Origin of the sequence: Oxalobacter vibrioformis (genome assembly GCF_027118995.1) — a bacterium.
GTDB classification, from domain to species: Bacteria; Pseudomonadota; Gammaproteobacteria; order Burkholderiales; family Burkholderiaceae_D; genus Oxalobacter; species Oxalobacter vibrioformis.
This window is the reverse complement of record NZ_CP098242.1, coordinates 1,473,388-1,493,401: the sequence shown is the minus strand read 5'-3', so window position 1 is coordinate 1,493,401 and position 20,014 is coordinate 1,473,388. Positions and strand designations below refer to the sequence as shown.

The following is a 20,014-nucleotide window of genomic DNA, read 5'->3' as shown; positions in this document are numbered from 1 at the left end:
GAAAATTACCATAAAGCAAAACTCCTAATAAACAACCTTCTCATATACTTGGTAAGAGAAAACGCACTAGCAATGATCCATGTTATTACATTGATTTTTTTACGCACATAAAGTTGTCTATATATTTGCAGTTCTGAACATTCCATTTTCCATAGATTTCCGCTTTGCCCACCTAGTGAAAAATCAGGACGAAAAGAAAATGCAAGGGTTCTATAAATCAAAACGGCGTTATGTCCATCCGATATTATTCTTAGCCATAAATCATAATCTTCCGAAAAACGCATCTGTTCACTGAAACGATGCTCTAACGAACAACGTAGCATAACAGTTCGAGTCTGCACCAAATTCCTGAAAAGCATCTTCTGAAGTGTAAGCTTCTTCAAAAAAAGCGCGCTTTTCTCTTCAGGAAGTTCGGGGGAATAACTGGAAAAAAGAACAGATCGATGCCCAGACAAATCACAATACGGATTCTGGATCATCCATGAATACTGGATTTCAATTTTTTCAGGAGTCCAGGCATCATCAGCATCCAGAAAAGCAAGATAATCTCCCTTGGCAATGTTCCATCCAGCGTTCCTCGCTCCAGCAGGACCCTTATTGGATTCAAGAAACAAAGAGCGAATGCAGACGCTATCATGCTGGGAATATTTTTTTATCAGATGCAAAATACAATTTCTGGTTGCATGAGCATCAGGGCTAGAATCCTCAACAAGAATGATTTCTAATGGCTTTAGCGTTTGGTTAATTACTGATATAACTGCTCGCTCCAACACATCTGAGCAACAATAGCAGGGAATGATGACGGAAACGGGTATGGCCTTCATTTTTCCCTGGGAATCAATAGCCTAAAATCGGAATTTGTTGCCATCCTGGCGGTATGATGTTCTTGTGAGAATAATCCTTACTTCTATTCCACAAGCCAGGTGCCATAACAATTTTTCCTTGTCTCTGGTTGAGATATGCCCCCCACCAACTAAAAGTGCTGTTCGCAATAATATGGTGCTTGCACATCGACATCAGCGTTAACTCCTGAGAGGCATTGATTACGGAGCCGCTGACTCCTTTTTGACCAGACACATAATAGGTATTCTCACTCAAATTCAAGTTGTTTCGAACCCACTCAATATCATCTGAAAATACCACAAGATCATAATATCCGATTTGATCCTTTAGACAGGCCAATGCTGTTTCATAATAATCAATGCCGCAGATATTATGCAAAGCACTGATCCTTGGATCAGAAACATAATCACCACGTCTAATATGCAAAGAAACTGGAGAATGCATTGATTTAATCAAATTTACAATGGGTTCTATATCCGCATTCAAATTTTCCTGAAGCAAAAACTCCTTTGATAACTCATCAAAACAGTCAACAAAATATTTCTCACATTGGAAAAAACCTTCTAGATATACGTTTCCCTTCTGATTCATTATCTCCCAATGCCAGTCAGTATAATATTTTTTGAAAACCTTCTGGCTAACCACACGAAATACCCGCGAAGCAAGACCAAAAGGATTGCGAAATCTTTGCACCTCCTCCTCAGACGCAACAGAAGCTGATACTGAAAATTGCATAATATCCGGACTTCTGACATAAGGGCGCCGTTTATCTTGACCATGATATCCGGAAAGATCCATCTTGAACTGATCTTTGTTTTTCTTGGCGAGCGCAAATCCTACCGCATATTGAAACAGTTGATTACCCAAACCTCCTTTAAGCCTCACAACGATCACTGTTATCACCTATATTTTGCACTGATTTTTTCAAGAAACACATCCCAGCCAGCCACAATTTCAAAAAATCATATCGTACCTGAAAGTCGGTTTATCAAACTAATAATTCGATCCATGAATCTGGGTTTATATCGTATTTTGAATAACTGCCTATCTGCCTCTTCATAAAATTGCAAGTCATCGTCAGGGTGAGACAACGGGAAAGTAATCTCTGAAAGGATCATTTCTATACCAGCTGGTTTGGTTTTTGTATGAGTGGCATCTGGACCAAAACCAATGTTCGAAACTAGATTTTGGTTGGGGGTGATGGATATACCGTTATTCGCCCATACTGACAATACCCATTTTGCATCCCAGTAAGGATATTGACCTGATTTTAACCTACGGTAAAAGCGAGTCCAGTACCTACGTTCAAATGAATCTGTAATTAACTGGTTAAGCCCGGTCGGTAAACTAATAAACGCATCAACACTGTCTAGCTGCCTATCAAAATATTGCCATGCCCGAGACCAAGTTGCCCAACCCCATATTGATGGATAACGAGAGTAGTAATAATCTCCATTTCCCCACTTCCTCTCTTGGAAATTGGCAGCAGAAATATTCATTATGCGTGGTTTATCTCGATATTTCTCGAGCAATTCAGCAGCAAATCTGCAGAATGCTTCCGTAACCATGCAATCATCCTCAAGAATAACGCCAGAATCTACGTGCGAAAAAAACCAGTCTATGGATTTTGGCATCCATACATCACACCCATGGTTTTCTTCAGCATGTAAATGATGCACCGTACAATCCCAGGTAATAACAGATTCGATTACTTTATGACACTCAGCAACTAAGGCAATGTCACCCGGAACATTTTTTCTCGGCGCATCTGCAGAAACAAAAAGCAAAGGAGGACGTACAGACGCAAGAGCGAGCAAAGTTTTTTTTAATACCTGAGGCCGATTAAAATAAACAATAAGAATAGGGGGTATGGCTTTATTCATAGGTAGCACTCAAATACAAAGGCGTTTCTTTGTTCAAACCTTTTGAAGCAGAATCCAGCAATCAGTGATAATTCCCGGTTCATTAAATCGCCCATCTGACCAGAAATCTTGGGGTACGCGAAAACGAAAACGATTACGTAATAGCCTGGCACGCTTTAATTGTGTAAAGGTAAGCCAGTCACCAACCACCGCATTCAAAAGATATTTACGGGATCCCCAAGCACCCTCTTCGATAACCTTCAATCCCGTTTCTTCGGCAAGGCGACAAAGAAAGCGCGGATGATATCCGGCAGAATAGAAATAGGGTTCTCCGTGAATACAATTGATAGTTGGAACTGTGAGATAAACATAACCGCCATCGCGAGCAAGTCCCGCCAGATTAATTAAACCTTGCCTTGGGTTAAAAATATGTTCCAGTACCTGATTGGCCATTACCAGATCGTAATGTGGAGTATCGGGCAATATCTCCGTATCCCAAGGTTTATCAAGATCGTAGCGTTTATCTTCATCAAAAGAAAAATAATCTACACATGATGGTGTCATCAAGTGTAACTCTGGCTCACGGTCACTACCAGATACTATGGCCACGCTCGCCGAGTCAAACCCATGGATTTTTACCATGCGTTCAAAATGTGCGAGAGAAACAACCCTTGAATAATTGTAAAAGCTTGTGAGTTTTTTGGAATACTCATGGTTTCTACGAGTTATAAACTCTGCAATATCATTCTCGTCAAGGGTAATCATATTGAAATATTAGGGAGACGTAGATAGGGTTTTATTAAGAATTTCTTGTTCCCAATAGGGAAACCAAAGCATCATGAATTCTTTGATTGTCGGATACTTATCACGGTAGATACATTCTAATTCAGCCATATCAAGTTTTAGAAGTTGATTCCAATCGTCCAAGATCAATCCGGGAAAATTTGGAAATGCATCATAAAATGTTTTTCCGACAACAATAGGAAGAGTATCAAGATAAAGAGCTTCCCAAGTGCGGTGACAATCTATCCCATTACCTGCTGGAGACGCAACGAACATATACTGAGCAAGATGCTCGCGGTACTTGTCAGGAGGAAGAGCGATTGGATCAGCGAATGAATGCTCCACCAAGACCCTTGCGGCTTCCGATCTTTCAATCGGATTGGTTTCAATACTGAAACCCCATAAAATTCTTGATTTTTTTGCAATATTCGGCAAAAACTTACGTAAACGGAAAAAATCCTCCACCACACCATTATGATAAAACCATCGATTTTCAAGCCCGATTGGTATAGTGGTCAACTTTTTATGTGCCAGTGTACAGTTCTGTGCATACCAATGAATCAGAAATGGGGATTCAGTAAGTTGGTGAAGATTTGTTTCAACACCGTGATCACTATTGTGAGTAATGAGAATAAATGGAGAAGAAAAGCTCGGCAAGACTTCTTCAATAAATTTCCCCAGCAAATGAGTTTCACAAAAAACAATACCTCCCAAATTCTTAGGGTCGAAACGAAAGAAATCCTCCTCAAATACATGGTCTGCAATAGCTCGGAAAGAATCACCACTAATAAAGGGAGCGCTTGATAAACGCAAACCCAAAAGCCTGCTTATTTTTCTTTTGACTGAATTCAAGAGAGAATACACTTGATTGCCTCATAAATTACTAAATCATATAATGTGATATTCTGCATAGGCACTTACTTAACTTTCGCCCAAATACAGAGGCTTTATACTTATTATTCTGGAAATTTCTTTATGGATTTTTTCATAATTATTTCGATTTGCGCCAATGCATGCCCCATGGTTTGATCTAGAGGATAACCTTGATTGACAAGCCATTTTCCAAAAATATTGATAAAAAGTGGGCTTTTGTAACAGAGAGAAATCATCTTCTTTATAATGAAATTTTTCATCTCACGAGGTCTATTTTTTTTATCAAAAATTAGATTATGGTTGTAATTATCTGTTTGCCTCTTGCATTGTATAATTTCGCAATTTATCAAAGCCTCGCAAAGAAGTTTTATATCAATGGAAAATCGCGACTGTGAAGATCCACCGATTCTAAATGTGAACTTGTGATCAGTATTAAACATGCTTGGCCAAAACCCCTGTTCATATAAATATTCATCAGGAACAACTATTATCATATATCCACCTGGTTTAACCAGCTTCCACCATTCATGAAGTGCTTTTTCTGGTGCATCCATATGTTCAAGACAATGACTGCTATGAACACAGTCAAATGTATTTTCAGAGAAAAAATCAAGAATCGAATTAGCATCCCCATCATCCTTGTCAAAGGACTCCGCAGTCGGACATACTAGATCAGCTCCAGCTCCAATATCAATAACCCGTCCAGACAGATATTTTTTCTCGAAATCTGGTGCTCGAACACGCCTTGTTTTGCTTGCCTCATTCATTTATTTGTTCTTTGAGAATCGAATTCGCAATTGATTGCGTTTAAAAAGAACCCTGCAGAGTTGTTTCCTAAAAAAACCACCCCCTCCAATCATAATATTCTGGTGCATTGAATGTCTATTTGTTTCTGGGTGGCCATATCCAAAAAAAACCGTTACAGGTTTTTTAAATGCCGCCATTAATGTTGCCCCACCAGAGGTTAAACAAACCAAATTTCGGCAAGAATATATTAGCGAAACATATTCATTGAAACTGCTTGTGTATACAACCCGCCCCCCTAAAAATGGCAAAATACTGTAATCCGGATTTAAAACATAATAATTCTTATACTTTTTTAATATTTTTATTTTATCAAGTATAGTAAATGCACCGACAAAAGATATGTAGTTCAAGTCAACAAAATCCATATCAGCATATTTAGCATTATAGTCAATTTTAGTATATAACTCAGGAACGAGTTCCACATCAATGCCGTGCATTTCATACATTGATGCAATTTTATTCATTATCTTATTAATTTTTGGCTTTGGATAAACAATAGGCGTCGCTGGAGCGTCAGAAACCCCATCAAGATATGGATTATTTCGCCAGATAAAGTCAAAATACTTAGCATTTCTATACGCTGATTCTGATGAAATAAAAACCCTTTCTGCCAGTTTCCTTTCTTTTAAAAGGCGTGGCAACGGACTATGAAATAAATGATCACCCAATCCTCCGTATTCAACATTAATTACGATGGACCTCAATACTCCCTCCTCAATAAACGCTTTATTTTGTTAGAAACTCTAGCTATAAATATTTCCAGTCTCTTGCCGTTTTTTATTTTTTTTGAATCTAACTCAGTTAACAAATCTTCAAGATGAATTAGAGAACCATGAATGCCAAATGCTATAAGTATTATTAATGAATTAATTTTATCAAAAAGAGCTTGATTATCAATTTTTTCTGCTATCTTGATTGCCTCTGTTATCTTTCCTCTTGTTGCAAGATAAATAATTAAATTTAACCTGTCATATCCCGTAGGGTCTCCCTCGACATCATTAATAAACTCCACCATCCCAATGTTTTTTCTTAACGAATCAAATATATTCTCTTTCATTGCCAATGTTGAAAGATCGACAAATAAACTTTTACCAATCGCAACTTTTTTCGGATTTCTATAATCGTAATTTAAAATGACATCTTGAATATCTGGACGAAATTTGTACAAAAACTCAATGAAAATTAAAAACCAATTTCTGAGTAAATTTCCACCTTTTACCTCGCGGATATAATAGGAAGGCCTTGAAGGCAAGCGCTGGTGGTACAACTGAAAATCAGGAGTATAAATTTTACAATTTGCGGCAAGCAATCGATACCCAAAACCTTGTGTATCGAATCCATGATGTTCGGGATAACCCCCAGCCAAATTATAAGCTGTCTTTGTAAATAATAAATTACCAATAAATGGATTAGGCGAAGGAGAGATTAAATCTTCAAACTTTCCCCAACCTGATTTAAATCTATAAGTCAAACTTGGATTCGTGAGGTCATCAACAAAACAACTGGCAAACCCATTTGCGATTCCATCTGCCCGAGTTTTCTCTAACAAATCTATCGCTCTAGGCAACGATCCGGGAACGAGGATATCATCACTATCCAGAACAAATATCAGTTCATTTTTCGCCTGACTAATGCCAATATTACGCGCGGCACCGCCACCCCTGTTTCTCTTATTTCGATGAATCTTGATACTATTATTGTTAACATGATATTGAGATATCAAATCCCAAGAGCCATCTGTAGAACCATCATCTACCAAGATTATCTCCTGGTTAGCAACTCCACTTTGCAAGGCAGAATCGATTGCCTCAGAAAGCGTATCTTTTGCATTATAAATTGGCATGACAATGGAAATCATGCTACTTTTCCCTCTTGATCTCTTGCATGCTTGTGGTGTTGTTCTTGACAGTGATGAGTTTGTCCGCATATTTTAATGGCGTTGTTCCATGCGTAATCCAGATAACAGTCATCTTATCTTTCAACTGGCCTATATTTGAGATAACTTCATTTTCTATATGGGCATCTAAAGCATTTGTCGCCTCATCTAATACCAACACCTCCTTTGCTCGATATATCGCTCTAGCCAAACCTATCCTTTGTTTTTGACCACCAGAAATTTTTGCTCCTCGTTCGCCCACATCAATGTCGAGATTTTCAGGATGACTGTTTACCATTTCCTCTAATCCACATATTCTTACCACATCCCGGAGTCTTTCACTGTCAATCAGTGCCTCTTCTTCGCCTAAAGTAATATTCTCCTTTATCGTGCCATCCACGAGAAAGATGGTTTGAGGAACGTAGGAAATATACTTTTGCCAGCTTTCCTCATTATCGTCAATGCCTATGCCATCAACCAGAACAGTACCCGAACTAGGTGGCAATAACCCACACAATATGTCTATTAAAGTGGATTTTCCCGCACCGCTTGGCCCACTTATACAGATGATTTCACCCTTATTGATTTGCAGATTTACTGACCGTAGAACAGGTTTTTGGCTATCTGCATAGCAGAAATCTACGTTACTTAGGCATATATTTTGCCTAAAAGGAAGTGGGCGCCTGATAGCCTGTACATCAGAGGAATTCCCTGACGCAAAGAGCTCTGATAACAGAGTAATGCTTGGATACGAATACCGTATAGCCTGCAATCCGTTCATAATACGATTGGCACTCGGCATTAAGCGGAAGGCGGCCGCCGCATATAGGCCGATAATCGGAATAACTGACGCAGTTTCAGTTGCACCGGCAAACAAGACTACAAGCACAAGTACGAACACTGCCATCACCTCAAGAAAAAGCCTAGGTACGCTCTGAAGGGTTTGATTGCGTTTTCCGGCATTGCAACTACCATGCGCATGCTTTGCATAGGCGGCGGAAAATTGTTTTTGAAGCCCTGCAATTTTTATCTCTTTCAAAACGCCAAAGCATTCCTGCAGCTTTTGCTGTCTCATGCCTTCATGATACTGACGCTCTTCTCCCCATTTAAGAATTAGCCGCCGAACCCGTGCATGAAACAAATATCCGATAAATCCTAGCAATCCGACCATTAGAATAGCACCGAGCGGATTGACCGCTATCAGTACGCATAAAATACCTACACCAATCAAAATCTCGGAAATAAGAATGCAAAGTGGAGCGACCGCATAGTGACAAAAACTACCGACTTCTCCGATAATATTACGTATAAGCTGGGCAGAATTATGGTTAAGGAAGAATGAATAAGGTTTTTCAAGATAAAGACGTAATAAACGTATGGAAAGGTGCGCCTCAAGTGTGAAAATGAATTTGCTCTGGAAATATGTCTGAATTGCCAAATAGATATTTTTAAAAGTAAATAATACGAGCAATCCAAGTGTAATCTCTCCCAAGGAAAATTGCGCGAAGAAAACATTCAAATTACCGAGCATTCCACCACTGGCAATTTCGCTCGAGTTGGATGCCACAAGAGAGCCGAGAAAGGGAATGATCATTCCAAGGCCAATTGTTTCCAGAATGGTTGCAACTGCCATCATTACCACTAGAAGTTTTGCCTGTCTTCTCGACTTGACTGGCAATAAGCCCCATACCAAACTAACTGTATCAACTGCTTTATGTTTCATTATGAACTGTGGAAATTATCGAAGACGTCTTTTATTTTGGAGAAAAGTGATGCTTGTACATAAGCAGATTTAATTTATATATCAGTTTTCTGAAAAACTGAAAAAGAATAGCTTGTCCGCACAGGATATGACGAAATCACATGTATATTTATTCATTATTCCTGTACCGTTTTTCGCACAGCTTATATATAAGTGATTTTTAGTGTATGGCAATACCTATTATCTATATTCATACTGTTAGTCTTAAAGCTTTTTTCTGATTTAAAAAAGGATTTTTTTAAAGTATGATATGGTTTCTTCTAAGCCATCATCTAACCTGACCCTTGGCTCCCATACTAATTTTGTTTTAGCCAGAGTAATATCAGGCTTACGTTGCTGAGGGTCATCAACTGGCAAGGAATGAAACGTCAGAGTTGATTTTCCTCCAACCAGACTGAGTATTTTCTCGGCAAGTTCCAGTATGGTGAATTCGTTCGGATTGCCAATGTTAATTGGCCCAGTGATATCTGCTGGACTATCCATGAATTGGATCAGACCATCAATCAGATCATCTACGTAGCAAAAGCTGCGTGTTTGCTGGCCATCACCATAAATAGTAATATTTTCTCCTTTCAACGCTTGGACAATAAAGTTGCTCACAACTCTTCCATCATTAGGAAGCATCCGCGGGCCATAAGTATTAAAAATACGAGCAACTTTGATCTCAAGCTGATATTGTCTGTAATAATCAAAAAACAGCGTCTCTGCACATCGCTTTCCTTCGTCATAACAGCTACGAGGGCCAATAGGATTGACATTACCCCAGTATTTCTCCGTCTGAGGATGCTCGGTGGGATCACCATAAACTTCACTTGTGCTGCTTTGCAGGATACGTGCCTTAAATTGCTTGGCCATGTCAAGCATATTGATTGCTCCATAAAGGTTGGTTTTTATTGTTTTTACAGGATCATGCTGGTAGTGAACAGGGCTAGCAGGACATGCTAAGTTGTAAATAGAATCAACATCAATATAAAGTGGCAAGGTAATATCGTGCTGTAGAAATTCAAAATGAGGATGATTCAATAGGTGTTCAATATTACGCTTTGTGCCAGTAAACAGATTGTCTGCACATATAACCCTCACTCCCTTCTCGATCAAACGATCACAAAGATGAGAACCTAAAAAACCCGCGCCACCAGTTACTAATATTCGCTTCACAGCAACTCCAATGTTAGTATAAATTTATATATTTTATTTTTTTATAAGTTCAGCTTTTAACTTGGCTACGATATTTTGATATGCAAATATCTCACAAAAAAGTGGATCATATTTTTCTATTGGTATGAGCCCATATTCTGCCATCCGAAAAAAATCATAATTTGGAAGAAAATCCCAAAAATCCTTGAAAAATGTTCTGCTGATAACATTCATTCCATTAAATTCAAAATGAATCAAATCAACTAGATTATTATTGATGTAGGTATCAAAACCTTTCAATACGGCCAATTCATTTCCTTCAGTATCAACTTTTAATAATGATACTCTTTTTATTTGATTTTCTTTTGCAAATTCATTTAAGGTTATGGCTTTGACAGAATGCTCAACAGCTTGTCCGGCATGAAATTCTTCTATTACCTCTTTAAATAGGGATGCATGCTCAGAACCATCATGATTTTGGTAATCGTATAAGCTAAGAATCCCAGGAGCACTATCAATAGCCACATTAAAAGCCACTATTCCTAAACCATCAACTGCTGATTGCAGCTTTCCGAAAGTACGAGGATGTGGCTCAAAGCAATAAATTACACTGGCATTGTTAAGTTCGCGTATGTTTTTGGCGTAGTTTCCAATGTTTGCCCCAACATCAAGAATAACGCCACTTTCTAAGGTCGCTAAATGGGACTTTAAAAACTCCTCCTCGCCACTTTGATTTCCACGTACCCCAAGGCACCTTAGAGAGGAAAAATTAATGAATCTATTAAATTTGTAGAATATTTTCCTTGAGAAAATTCGTGCATAAATATATGAGAGAAGCATATTAATTATTTTTTGTTAGTTTTGCTCAAACAGATCGCGTGTGTAGACACGATCAGATATATTACGAATATCGTCAGTTATCCGATTGCAAACAATAATATCTGCTTGACGTTTGAAGACTTCCAAATCATCAACAACTCGAACATCTAGAAAAAAGGCCTCATGAAGCAATGGCTCGTATACGATAATTTCAATACCTTTTGCTTTGATATAACCAATGATATCGTGAATGCTTGATTCTCTGAAATTATCAGAATTCGCTTTCATTATCAGTCTATAAATCCCCACGACTTTAGGATTACGCTTGAGGATTTCCTGAGCAATAAAATCTTTTCGAGTATTGTTGGACTCGACAATGGCTCGGATAAGATTCTGCGGTATGTCTTGGTAACTGGCTAATAATTGTTTAGTATCTTTAGGAAAACAGTACCCGCCATAACCAAACGATGGATTATTGTAGTAATTACCTATACGTGGGTCTAGACACAACCCATTGATTATCTGCCTTGAATCCAGCCCAAGCGTTGCAGCGTAAGTATCAAGTTCATTGAAATAGGCCACACGCATTGCTAGATAAGCATTTGAAAAAAGTTTGATTGCCTCAGCTTCAGTATTGTCAGTGAAGAGAATGGGAATGTCTGTTTTCAGAGCGCCCTGTGTTAATAGACTGACAAAAACTTCTGCTCGATTAGATTTTTCTCCAACGATTATACGTGAAGGATAAAGATTGTCATGAAGAGCTTTTCCTTCACGCAAAAACTCAGGTGAGAAAAAAATGTTTTCACAGAGAAATCGAGCTTTTATTTTTTCTGTGTAGCCCACAGGTATTGTAGATTTGATAATCATCGTAGCATGTGGGTTTATGGCTAAAACATCCTGAATTACGGATTCAATAGATCTGGTATCAAAATGATTAGTTTCAGGATCATAGTCTGTTGGTGTCGCGATAATGATGAAGTCTGCATTTTTGAAAGCCTGTTGCTTATTTAAAGTTGCTCGAAAACGAAGTCGTTTTTGCAAATATTTCTGCATTTCGGCATCATCAATTGGAGATTTATTACGATTCAACATCTCAACTTTCTTTTGCATAATATCCAGAACAACGACATCATTATGTTGAGCCAAAAGAAGGGCATTAGATAAACCAACGTAACCAGCACCTACAACAGTAATTTTCACTTTTACTCCACACTCACATTAACTTCATAGCCATTTGCCTTCAGCAATGCGTGCTGTTTGGCCTGTTCCAGGTCATGCATGACCATTTCCTTGCACATTTCCCGCACCGTAATTTCAGGCTGCCAGCCCAGTTTTTCCTTTGCCTTGCTGGCATCGCCAAGGAGTGTTTCAACTTCGGTAGGTCGGAAATAGCGAGAGTCTATACGCACAATAGGACGATCTTCCCAGTAGCCGACCTCATCAACACCCTTCCCCTCCCAGCGTAATGACATACCCAGTTCTTCCGCTGTCCATTCGATAAACTGGCGAACGCTGTATTGCTTTCCAGTGGCAATGACAAAATCTTCTGGCTGCTCCTGTTGCAGCATCATCCATTGCATACGCACGTAATCTTTGGCGTGCCCCCAGTCTCGCAAGGCATCGATATTACCCATATACAGGCAGTCTTCCAATCCCTGGTTGATGTTGGCAAGCCCGCGTGTAATTTTTCGAGTCACAAAGGTTTCGCCTCTGCGAGGGCTTTCATGATTAAACAATATCCCGTTGCATGCATACATGCCGTAGGCTTCTCGGTAATTTACCGTAATCCAGTAAGCATAAAGCTTGGCAACAGCATAAGGACTGCGTGGGTAAAACGGAGTAGTTTCTTTTTGGGGTATTTCCTGCACCAGGCCATAAAGTTCGCTTGTACTTGCCTGGTAGAAACGGGTTTTCTTTTCAAGCCCGAGAATCCGGATAGCTTCCAGCATACGCAGGGCGCCCATGGCATCGATGTCAGCCGTATATTCCGGACTTTCAAAACTGACCGCCACATGGCTTTGTGCAGCAAGATTATAGATTTCATCCGGCTGAGTTTCTTGAATGATGCGAACCAGATTGCTTGTATCGCTCAAATCGCCGTGATGGAGTCTGAAGCGGGCATTTTCCACGTGAGCATCCTGGTAAATATGGTCAATCCGTTGTGTGTTGAACTGGCTAGCCCGACGTTTAATGCCATGAACCATATAACCTTTTTCCAAAAGAAATTCTGCCAGATAAGAGCCATCCTGCCCGGTAACGCCAGTAATAAGAGCGACTTTTGGTTTTGCTGTCATAATTTAATCCCGTTTGTTTATTCTGTGCGAAGCGTCTGGTTGTTTTTCAGAAAGTCCTGGTAGGTGATTGCCAACCCGTCCTGAAGATCAACTCTAGGTTGCCAGCCAAGAGATATTAGTCGTGTACTGTCGATCAGTTTGCGGAAAGTGCCGTCCGGCTGGCTCGCATCAAATTCGATTTTGCCCTGATAACCAACTATATGGCCTATAGTGCTTGCCAGCTCACCGATAGCGATGTCATCACCATAGCCAACATTGATGTGGCTTAGCATGGGCTGTGTATGCGCATCATATAAGTCTTTATCAAGATTCATTACATGAATACAGGCAGCCGCCATGTCATCCACATATAAAAATTCCCTGCGGGGGGCACCCGTTCCCCATATCACCACATTTGACAGGTTGTTGACTTTGGCTTCATGAAAGCGGCGGATGAGCGCGGGTATGACATGGCTGTTTTCAGGATGATAGTTATCACCTTGGCCATAAAGATTTGTCGGCATCACACTACGGTAATCAATAGCATGGCTTTCACCATATTGGCGGTTATAGCTTTCACAAAGCTTGATTCCCGCTATTTTTGCAATGGCATACGGCTCGTTTGTCTGCTCGAGTTGCCCCGTAAGTAATGCACTTTCCGCCATGGGCTGCATTGCTTCTTTTGGATAAATACAACTGGACCCCAAAAACAGCAATTTTTTTACTTTATTTCGAAAGGCAGCCTCGATGACATTGGCCTCTATCATCAGGTTTTGATAGATAAATTCTGCAGGGAAGGTATTGTTTGCATATATACCGCCCACCCTTGCCGCTGCCAAATAAACCTGATCCGGTTGCTCTGCTTCAAAAAAAGCACGTACTGCAGCCTGATCCGTCAAGTCCAGTTCTGCATGGGTGCGGGTAATAATTCGATCAGCAGGCTGATTATTTGCCAATAACTGCCGGACAATGGCAGAACCAACCATACCCCGATGGCCAGCGACATAAACTTTGGGTGCGTCATTCATATCATTACTCATCATTGCGGCCATAATTATCTTCCAGCCGCACAATATCATCTTCCCCCAGATAACTCCCGGATTGAACTTCTATCATTTCAAGTTCAACCTTACCCGGATTTTTAAGACGGTGAATTTCGCCAACCGGGATATAAGTGGATTGATTTTCACTCAGAAGAAACACATCATCTCCGCGGGTAACTTCAGCTGTACCCTTTACAACAATCCAGTGCTCGGCTCGATGGTGATGTTTTTGCAGACTAAGGGAGGCTCCAGGTTTGACGCCAATGCGTTTGACCTGAAAACGTTCGCCGGCATCAACTGAGTCGTACCAGCCCCACGGGCGAGACACTTTACGATGCATCACTGCTTCGACGTACTGGCCTTGTTCGAGCTGTACGACTACATCTTTTACCTGCTCCGCGTTATTGCGATGCGCAACCAGAACAGCATCAAGGGTATCAATAATAAGCAAATCCTGCGTTCCGAGCGCAACCACCGGCCTGTATGGCGCGTGAATGAATGTATTTGTAGCATTATGAGCCAATCCCTGACCTTCGACGCGATTGCCCTCCTCATCAGGTGAAGAAAGATCAGCTACGGCATTCCAGCTGCCGACATCACTCCATTGCCCATTGAAAGGAACAACGGCTACATCGCGGCAAGGCTCCATGACCGCATAATCGATGCTTTGCGATCTGCAGGATGAAAAGACGGTATTGTCGGGACGAATAAGCAGGTACCCGTCAGCATTGGACTTATGCGTTGCTGCAGATAGCGATTCCTGGCATGTTTTTAAAATATCCGGAGCATGCTGCCGCAGGGCATCAATCAATGTGCTTGCGCGAGCGAGGAAAATGCCGGCATTCCAAAGTACGCCACCTTGAAGCATGAGTGATTCTGCTTTATCAATGGCCGGTTTTTCAATAAAACGCTCCACCTGATAGCTGCCATCGGAACGTTTTGTGCCTTGTTGAATATAGCCATAGGCTGTGCTTGGAAAACCTGGCACAACTCCAAATGTAACAATAGCGCCGGATTCTGCTGCGGGAACACCCTTTTGAATCGTTTCAAAAAAAGCCTGGGCATCAGGAATATGATGATCTGATGGACAAAAAAGCAATAATTGGTCCGCATTAGCCGCTTTTTCAATATGAAGTGATGCAAGCGCCATAGCAGCAGCAGTATTTCTTGCCACAGGCTCCAGAATAATCGGGCCAGTTGCCCGGGCTGCCCGCAGGATATCGCTCACCATAAATCGATAGTCTTCTGCTGCAACAGTTATTGTTTCATTCCCAAAACCGGACAGACGCTCAATGGTTAACTGCAATAGACTTTTGTTTCCGACAAGCGGCACAAACTGTTTGGGAAAACTCTTTCTGGATAATGGCCATAGTCGCGTTCCAGAACCTCCACACAGGACAACAGGTGTAATCAATGGCTGTTTCATGAATAGATTGGAAATGAATTGATCCGTGGTAAGGAAAATTGGGGATGTGCCTTCGTCATTTTCGATAGCGCCCTACTGATCAGCATCTTTTTTCAAGGCCTCAATTTCTTCACGCAAGGCCTCATGCTCTTCTTGTTTACGCTTCAGAAAACGTCTTGTCAAAGCAGATTTCTCAGCCAAGCCTGTCGGTGTAAGCAAATAAACATAGCCAAGCTTATTCTTGCTTTTGCTGAAATTCTGCATTTTGACCCAGCCTTTTTCCATAAGAGCCTGCAGACAGTAATTAACACTACCCAAGCTGACACCCAGTTCCCTTGCTAATTCGCGCTGACTGATATCAGATGTTTCCTGAAGTCGTTTCATAACCCAGAAATGAACATCTTCCTGCAATCGCGTTTTTCGTTTGATTGTATTGGATCTCGTAGAGGGCATTTGGGAATGCTACCGCCATGCTGTATACGATCAGCAAGCACAGAATGGCGTCAGAATAAGCAAAAAGTGCGTTCAAAATTTGAACGCACTTTAACATATCTGCAGTATGATAACAATTCCCTTGCCAAAATGCATCAGATTCCTGGAGAAATCCTGGAAATTGTTTAATTAATTTTCCGTAGTTTCGAAGGATTAATCGACAGTGGGATGCCTTTGCTCAGCAATTCGACAAGGACCATAACCCGGCTATCACCATCGCGTAAGTAAAAGAGTGCTTCAATACCTGAAAAAGGACCATTTGTGATCAACACTCGCTCATCCGGAGAAAACAGCTTTTCAGGTTGTCGCCCAATAATGCTGTTTTGCTCACGCAACGCCTCAACCAATTCCTCGCTAATTCTGGCGGGTTCGTTCGCAAAGGAAACAAGTCGATTAACCCCTTTTGTTGATCGGATGGGAGCCCAACTCTGGCCGGATTGATCTGCTCTGAGCCGGATAAACAGGTAACGTGGAAAAAGCGGCTCCTGTCGTGGTTTTGTGTGAATAACGTACCAGAGCATAGGTCCCGCCTTGATTGCTATATGAATGCGGAACTGACTCAAATTTAATCTTAGATTAGTTCGATGCTTGTTACCAGTCGCTGATGAACTTTGCTTTTTTTGAGCGTTCCGAACTGCCTGAAAACCACCTTTACAGCAAAATCATTGCAAAAGAGACGCTTTGACAGTTTTGCAAGTAAGACATTGAGCGATTTCCCCCCGATAATACAATCCTATACATGTTAAACCTAGATTCAAGTAGAATGAAAGCTCATCCTTTTGTAGAGACAAAACTCACTAATGCAGTATCTTGCCCTGCCCTTTTTTATTTCTCTGCTTATTACCCTGCTGATTCTCAGATTTCAGCATTTGCATGGCAAGTATACGGCTGACCATGATTTGACTGGTGTTCAAAAATTTCATTCTCGTGCCGTTCCTCGCATTGGTGGCTTGGGCATCATGGTTGCGATGGTCGTAATGATTGGCTGGCTGTTTATTTCTGGTAATTCGGACGCCACTGCTTTTGCTTTGCTAATTCTCGCTTCTTCACCGGCATTTCTTGGCGGCATCATTGAAGACTGCACCAAAAAAGTACGTTCTCTGATCCGGCTCTTATTGACGATGATCGCTGCTGCCCTGGCTTTTTATCTGCTCGATGCCGGTGTATTCAGACTGGATATTCCCTTCATTGATCTTGTCATGGCTTTCTGGCCGGTTTCCCTGCTGTTCACCGTGGTTGCTGTCGGGGGTGTGGCAAATGCGATCAATATCATTGATGGCTACAACGGGCTTGCCAGCATGGTTTCTGTTCTGATGTTTGCGGCTTTAGGCTATGTCGGATTTCTGGTTGGCGATACATTTATCTGGCGAACCGCACTCATTATGATGGGTGCCATTTTGGGGTTTTTCGTCTGGAATTATCCAAGAGGCCTTATTTTCCTGGGTGATGGTGGGGCATACCTTATTGGCTTTATGCTGGCAGAACTTTCTGTGTTGCTTGTTACCCGGAACCCGTCTGTATCGCCATGGTTTCCCTTGCTGGTCATAATTTATCCCATTTTCGAAACTGTTTTTTCCATTTATCGTCGGGTGATTGTCCGCGGTGGAGCCGCGGATATTCCGGATGCCGCTCATCTGCATCAGTTGGTCTATAAAAGGATGGTTCGCTGGGCGGTTGGCAGCAAAGTTGCCCGGGAAAAAACCACGCGAAACGCGATGACATCTCCCTATCTCTGGTTTTTGTGTTCGGTTTCGGTGGTCCCCGCCATGCTTTTCTGGCAACACGCATGGATGTTGCAACTGTGCGTTGGCGCTTTTATTGTTTTATATATTGTGCTTTATCGGCGCCTGGTTCACTTCAATGCGCCCCGCTGGTTATTGATTAAAAAAGCGCGACAGGATACTTCCTCTGACGATGAAAAGGCGTAAATTTGACTGCCATGCTCCCGATTAATGACAGCGAAATCGACCGGATTATCTGGGAGGAAATTCACGATAGCTCCTCCAGGGAAGACTTTGCCTTTTATATGGTGCATGCGCCGGTAGATGCGAGGTATCGGGACGAGGCGAATGCGCGTATCAGGGAAATGGCAGATATCGAGGAGGATGCTCCCGCTCAATACCTCCGTGCCATAGACAGGATAAGAGTCCTGGCAGAAACAGGTAACGCAACAGCGCTTTTTCACATGGGGAAAATCAATGCGCTGGGGATTGCGATCAAACAGGATCTGGCTTCTGCCGTGTGGTGGTATGAAAAAGCCATGACGGCAGGAGAACCTCGTGCATTCGCCAATCTGGGATGGTTTTACCAGTCCGGTTATGGTGTCAAAAAAGACCCGCAAAAAGCATTTGAACTCCTCTCCGCTGGCGCTGATGGCGGTGTGGTTTCTGCACGCGCAGCGGTTGGCATGATGCTGATGTCCGGTGAAGGCTGCCGCGCTGATCCGGAAAAAGGGATTCAAATGCTTGAGGAGGCCTTTGAGCGCGGGTATGTCAATGCAGGAAATCATCTGGCTGATATCTATTTCGAAGGGAAACATGTGCCTCGCGATATTGAACGCGGGCATGCCTGGCTTTTCCGGTGCGTAAACCAGGGTGATGAGCGAACCATGGCGATACTGGGGCATTACCTGGTTGCCGGTACACATGGAATGACGGATGTCGAAAAAGGGCTTTCCCTTCTTGAGGAAGCGATCGAGAAGGGCTATCTGCTCGCCTTTTCCTGGATGGCTGGGCTGTACAAACAGGGGATTGGCGTTGAAAAAGACCTGGAAAAAGCCCGGCAATGGTATGAAAGGGGGTATGCCGCAGGCAGCAAGACATGTCTGGAGGAACTGGCGCGTCTCTTTTTTGACAATCGTCCGGATCAGGCCGGTCCGGATGGACAATCCCTTCACTGATCCCTTTCCCAAGCCCGATTTTCCTGTTTTTCTCGGCCGCGTTATCCTGTAAAGTATGCTTTGTTATCCCTTTGCATAGAGACATACCATGCATATCCTCCGGCAATGTGTCATCATTTTTCTCTGCCTGGCTTTTGGTGAACTGGTTGTTGATCTGACGGGAACCAAGTTTCCCTCTTCTCTGATCGGTATGCTGCTTTTAGCCTTCCTCCTGACTATTGGCTGGATCAGGCTGGAATGGGTCAAGGGTATTTCCGACTTTTTGCTGGCGCACTTCGGTCTTTTTTTCGTTCCGCCCGGTGTCGCGCTCATGCTGTATTTTGATCTGATTGCAGCAGAGCTGCTCCCCATTACCATTGCCACCATCTTAAGCACATTGATTGTGCTGGCGGCAACCGGCTGGACCTACCAACTCTTTCGGCGGCGCTCATGAGTCATTTCCTGCATAGCGAAGTCCTATTTATCACTCTGACCATCGCCGTTTTCTGGGGTGCGCAATTGCTGCAGCGGCGGCTGGGCTGGGTGCTGCTGAATCCGATCCTGCTGGCTATTGCCATCATTATCCTGATCCTGAAAGCCGGCAATATTTCCTATGACACGTATGAAAACGGCAGCCGTTATATTGCTTTCCTGCTCAAACCCGCCATCGTTGCGCTGGGGGTGCCGCTATACCAGCAACTGGAACAGATCAAAAAGCAGGCTGTGCCGATTTTTGCCTCCCAACTGGTTGCATGTATTGTTGGTGTTTTTTCCGCCGTCTTTATTGCCTATGTGCTGGGCGCATCACCCGAGGTGTGTGTCTCGCTTTCGCCCAAATCAGCCACCACGCCCATTGCCATGGAAGTGTCACGTGTGCTTGGCGGTATTCCGGCGCTGACGGCTGTCATTGTGATTTTGACCGGCATTTTGGGCGCGATAGTTGGCCTGCCATTTTTGAAGCTGATCCGTGTGCGAAGCCGGATTGCGCAAGGCCTGGCCCTGGGTGCGGCAGCCCATGCGGTTGGAACGGCTCATGCGATGGAAAAAAATGCACGTCAGGGAGCTTATTCCAGCCTGGGACTCATACTGAATGGCACATTGACCGGTTTACTGACGCCCTGGTTGCTGCAGTTACTCAGCTATTGAGACAAACACCGTTCT

21 protein-coding genes are annotated in these 20,014 nt (G+C 42.3%); 4 read left to right on the top strand and 17 right to left on the bottom strand.

All coding sequences use genetic code 11. The features are described from left to right. Positions 1–5: 5 nt before the first annotated feature. The 17 genes from NB640_RS07395 to nusG all read right to left on the bottom strand — a co-directional run bounded on the left by NB640_RS07395 (position 6) and on the right by nusG (position 16,496). Complete coding sequence (locus tag NB640_RS07395) at positions 6–824, bottom strand: glycosyltransferase family 2 protein (protein ID WP_269308103.1); 819 nt, start codon at positions 822–824, stop codon at positions 6–8. A gap of 13 nt (positions 825–837) precedes the next feature. Beyond that, on the bottom strand, positions 838–1,737 hold the full coding sequence (locus tag NB640_RS07390) for an alpha-1,2-fucosyltransferase (protein WP_269308102.1): 900 nt from the start codon (positions 1,735–1,737) through the stop codon (positions 838–840). A 68-nt stretch (positions 1,738–1,805) separates the two neighbouring features. Then, positions 1,806–2,726, bottom strand: a complete 921-nt coding sequence (locus NB640_RS07385) for a hypothetical protein (RefSeq protein ID WP_269308101.1) — start codon at positions 2,724–2,726, stop codon at positions 1,806–1,808. Between the two features lie 33 nt (positions 2,727–2,759). Continuing rightward, on the bottom strand, positions 2,760–3,470 hold the full coding sequence (locus NB640_RS07380) for a methyltransferase domain-containing protein (RefSeq protein ID WP_269308100.1): 711 nt from the start codon (positions 3,468–3,470) through the stop codon (positions 2,760–2,762). A 9-nt stretch (positions 3,471–3,479) separates the two neighbouring features. Continuing rightward, entirely contained in the window at positions 3,480–4,352 is an 873-nt protein-coding gene (locus NB640_RS07375) for a hypothetical protein (RefSeq protein ID WP_269308099.1), read from the bottom strand. Between the two features lie 92 nt (positions 4,353–4,444). Continuing rightward, positions 4,445–5,128 carry a methyltransferase domain-containing protein gene (locus NB640_RS07370; RefSeq protein ID WP_269308098.1) on the bottom strand — a complete coding sequence of 228 codons (684 nt, stop codon included), beginning with the start codon at positions 5,126–5,128 and terminating at the stop codon, positions 4,445–4,447. Then, positions 5,129–5,872 (bottom strand): hypothetical protein, encoded by a 744-nt coding sequence (locus NB640_RS07365; RefSeq protein ID WP_269308097.1) that lies wholly within the window; start codon positions 5,870–5,872, stop codon positions 5,129–5,131. Next, positions 5,869–7,026, bottom strand: coding sequence for a glycosyltransferase family 2 protein (locus NB640_RS07360; RefSeq protein WP_269308096.1), 1,158 nt, complete (start codon positions 7,024–7,026; stop codon positions 5,869–5,871). Before NB640_RS07360 ends, NB640_RS07365 begins: the two co-directional genes overlap by 4 nt. 1 nt (position 7,027) lies before the next feature. Then, positions 7,028–8,767 (bottom strand): ABC transporter ATP-binding protein, encoded by a 1,740-nt coding sequence (locus tag NB640_RS07355; RefSeq protein ID WP_269308095.1) that lies wholly within the window; start codon positions 8,765–8,767, stop codon positions 7,028–7,030. 261 nt (positions 8,768–9,028) lie between these two features. After that, entirely contained in the window at positions 9,029–9,964 is a 936-nt protein-coding gene (locus NB640_RS07350) for a UDP-glucuronic acid decarboxylase family protein (protein ID WP_269308094.1), read from the bottom strand. Between the two features lie 33 nt (positions 9,965–9,997). Next, complete coding sequence (locus NB640_RS07345) at positions 9,998–10,783, bottom strand: FkbM family methyltransferase (protein ID WP_269308093.1); 786 nt, start codon at positions 10,781–10,783, stop codon at positions 9,998–10,000. A gap of 15 nt (positions 10,784–10,798) precedes the next feature. Continuing rightward, complete coding sequence (locus NB640_RS07340; protein WP_269308092.1) at positions 10,799–11,962, bottom strand: nucleotide sugar dehydrogenase; 1,164 nt, start codon at positions 11,960–11,962, stop codon at positions 10,799–10,801. Positions 11,963–11,964: 2 nt separating this feature from the next. Then, entirely contained in the window at positions 11,965–13,056 is a 1,092-nt protein-coding gene (gmd, locus tag NB640_RS07335; protein ID WP_269308091.1) for a GDP-mannose 4,6-dehydratase, read from the bottom strand. Between the two features lie 17 nt (positions 13,057–13,073). Then, a complete protein-coding gene (fcl, locus tag NB640_RS07330) occupies positions 13,074–14,087 on the bottom strand; it encodes a GDP-L-fucose synthase (RefSeq protein WP_269308090.1) in 1,014 nt (337 codons plus the stop codon). Further along, positions 14,068–15,504 carry a mannose-1-phosphate guanylyltransferase/mannose-6-phosphate isomerase gene (locus NB640_RS07325; RefSeq protein ID WP_269308089.1) on the bottom strand — a complete coding sequence of 479 codons (1,437 nt, stop codon included), beginning with the start codon at positions 15,502–15,504 and terminating at the stop codon, positions 14,068–14,070. Before NB640_RS07325 ends, fcl begins: the two co-directional genes overlap by 20 nt. Before the next feature lie 72 nt (positions 15,505–15,576). Further along, positions 15,577–15,936, bottom strand: a complete 360-nt coding sequence (locus NB640_RS07320; protein ID WP_269308088.1) for a MarR family EPS-associated transcriptional regulator — start codon at positions 15,934–15,936, stop codon at positions 15,577–15,579. A 164-nt stretch (positions 15,937–16,100) separates the two neighbouring features. Then, a complete protein-coding gene (nusG, locus tag NB640_RS07315) occupies positions 16,101–16,496 on the bottom strand; it encodes a transcription termination/antitermination protein NusG (protein WP_332880207.1) in 396 nt (131 codons plus the stop codon). A 279-nt stretch (positions 16,497–16,775) separates the two neighbouring features. On the opposite strand from nusG, the gene NB640_RS07310 reads away from it, so the two are divergent. The 4 genes from NB640_RS07310 to NB640_RS07295 all read left to right on the top strand — a co-directional run bounded on the left by NB640_RS07310 (position 16,776) and on the right by NB640_RS07295 (position 19,999). Further along, the gene (locus NB640_RS07310) at positions 16,776–17,903 is read left to right on the top strand and encodes an MraY family glycosyltransferase (RefSeq protein WP_269308087.1); all 1,128 of its coding nucleotides are present in this window, start codon (positions 16,776–16,778) and stop codon (positions 17,901–17,903) included. 11 nt (positions 17,904–17,914) lie between these two features. Continuing rightward, positions 17,915–18,874: a tetratricopeptide repeat protein gene (locus tag NB640_RS07305; RefSeq protein WP_269310421.1), complete on the top strand. Its 960-nt coding sequence runs from the start codon at positions 17,915–17,917 to the stop codon at positions 18,872–18,874. A gap of 88 nt (positions 18,875–18,962) precedes the next feature. After that, the gene (locus tag NB640_RS07300) at positions 18,963–19,307 is read left to right on the top strand and encodes a CidA/LrgA family protein (RefSeq protein ID WP_269308086.1); all 345 of its coding nucleotides are present in this window, start codon (positions 18,963–18,965) and stop codon (positions 19,305–19,307) included. Then, positions 19,304–19,999: a CidB/LrgB family autolysis modulator gene (locus NB640_RS07295; RefSeq protein ID WP_269308085.1), complete on the top strand. Its 696-nt coding sequence runs from the start codon at positions 19,304–19,306 to the stop codon at positions 19,997–19,999. Before NB640_RS07300 ends, NB640_RS07295 begins: the two co-directional genes overlap by 4 nt. Positions 20,000–20,014: the final 15 nt, after the last annotated feature.

What these genes read in the sequence shown, in the direction of transcription:
- NB640_RS07395 (WP_269308103.1), bottom strand. Translation starts at nt 824, where the DNA reads ATGAAGGCCATACCCGTTTCCGTCATCATTCCCTGCTATTGTTGCTCA.
- NB640_RS07385 (WP_269308101.1), bottom strand. Translation starts at nt 2,726, where the DNA reads ATGAATAAAGCCATACCCCCTATTCTTATTGTTTATTTTAATCGGCCT.
- NB640_RS07380 (WP_269308100.1), bottom strand. Translation starts at nt 3,470, where the DNA reads ATGATTACCCTTGACGAGAATGATATTGCAGAGTTTATAACTCGTAGA.
- NB640_RS07370 (WP_269308098.1), bottom strand. Translation starts at nt 5,128, where the DNA reads ATGAATGAGGCAAGCAAAACAAGGCGTGTTCGAGCACCAGATTTCGAG.
- NB640_RS07360 (WP_269308096.1), bottom strand. Translation starts at nt 7,026, where the DNA reads ATGATTTCCATTGTCATGCCAATTTATAATGCAAAAGATACGCTTTCT.
- NB640_RS07355 (WP_269308095.1), bottom strand. Translation starts at nt 8,767, where the DNA reads ATGAAACATAAAGCAGTTGATACAGTTAGTTTGGTATGGGGCTTATTG.
- NB640_RS07345 (WP_269308093.1), bottom strand. Translation starts at nt 10,783, where the DNA reads ATGCTTCTCTCATATATTTATGCACGAATTTTCTCAAGGAAAATATTC.
- gmd (WP_269308091.1), bottom strand. Translation starts at nt 13,056, where the DNA reads ATGACAGCAAAACCAAAAGTCGCTCTTATTACTGGCGTTACCGGGCAG.
- fcl (WP_269308090.1), bottom strand. Translation starts at nt 14,087, where the DNA reads ATGGCCGCAATGATGAGTAATGATATGAATGACGCACCCAAAGTTTAT.
- NB640_RS07325 (WP_269308089.1), bottom strand. Translation starts at nt 15,504, where the DNA reads ATGAAACAGCCATTGATTACACCTGTTGTCCTGTGTGGAGGTTCTGGA.
- NB640_RS07320 (WP_269308088.1), bottom strand. Translation starts at nt 15,936, where the DNA reads ATGCCCTCTACGAGATCCAATACAATCAAACGAAAAACGCGATTGCAG.
- nusG (WP_332880207.1), bottom strand. Translation starts at nt 16,496, where the DNA reads ATGCTCTGGTACGTTATTCACACAAAACCACGACAGGAGCCGCTTTTT.
- NB640_RS07310 (WP_269308087.1), top strand. Translation starts at nt 16,776, where the DNA reads ATGCAGTATCTTGCCCTGCCCTTTTTTATTTCTCTGCTTATTACCCTG.
- NB640_RS07305 (WP_269310421.1), top strand. Translation starts at nt 17,915, where the DNA reads ATGCTCCCGATTAATGACAGCGAAATCGACCGGATTATCTGGGAGGAA.
- NB640_RS07300 (WP_269308086.1), top strand. Translation starts at nt 18,963, where the DNA reads ATGCATATCCTCCGGCAATGTGTCATCATTTTTCTCTGCCTGGCTTTT.
- NB640_RS07295 (WP_269308085.1), top strand. Translation starts at nt 19,304, where the DNA reads ATGAGTCATTTCCTGCATAGCGAAGTCCTATTTATCACTCTGACCATC.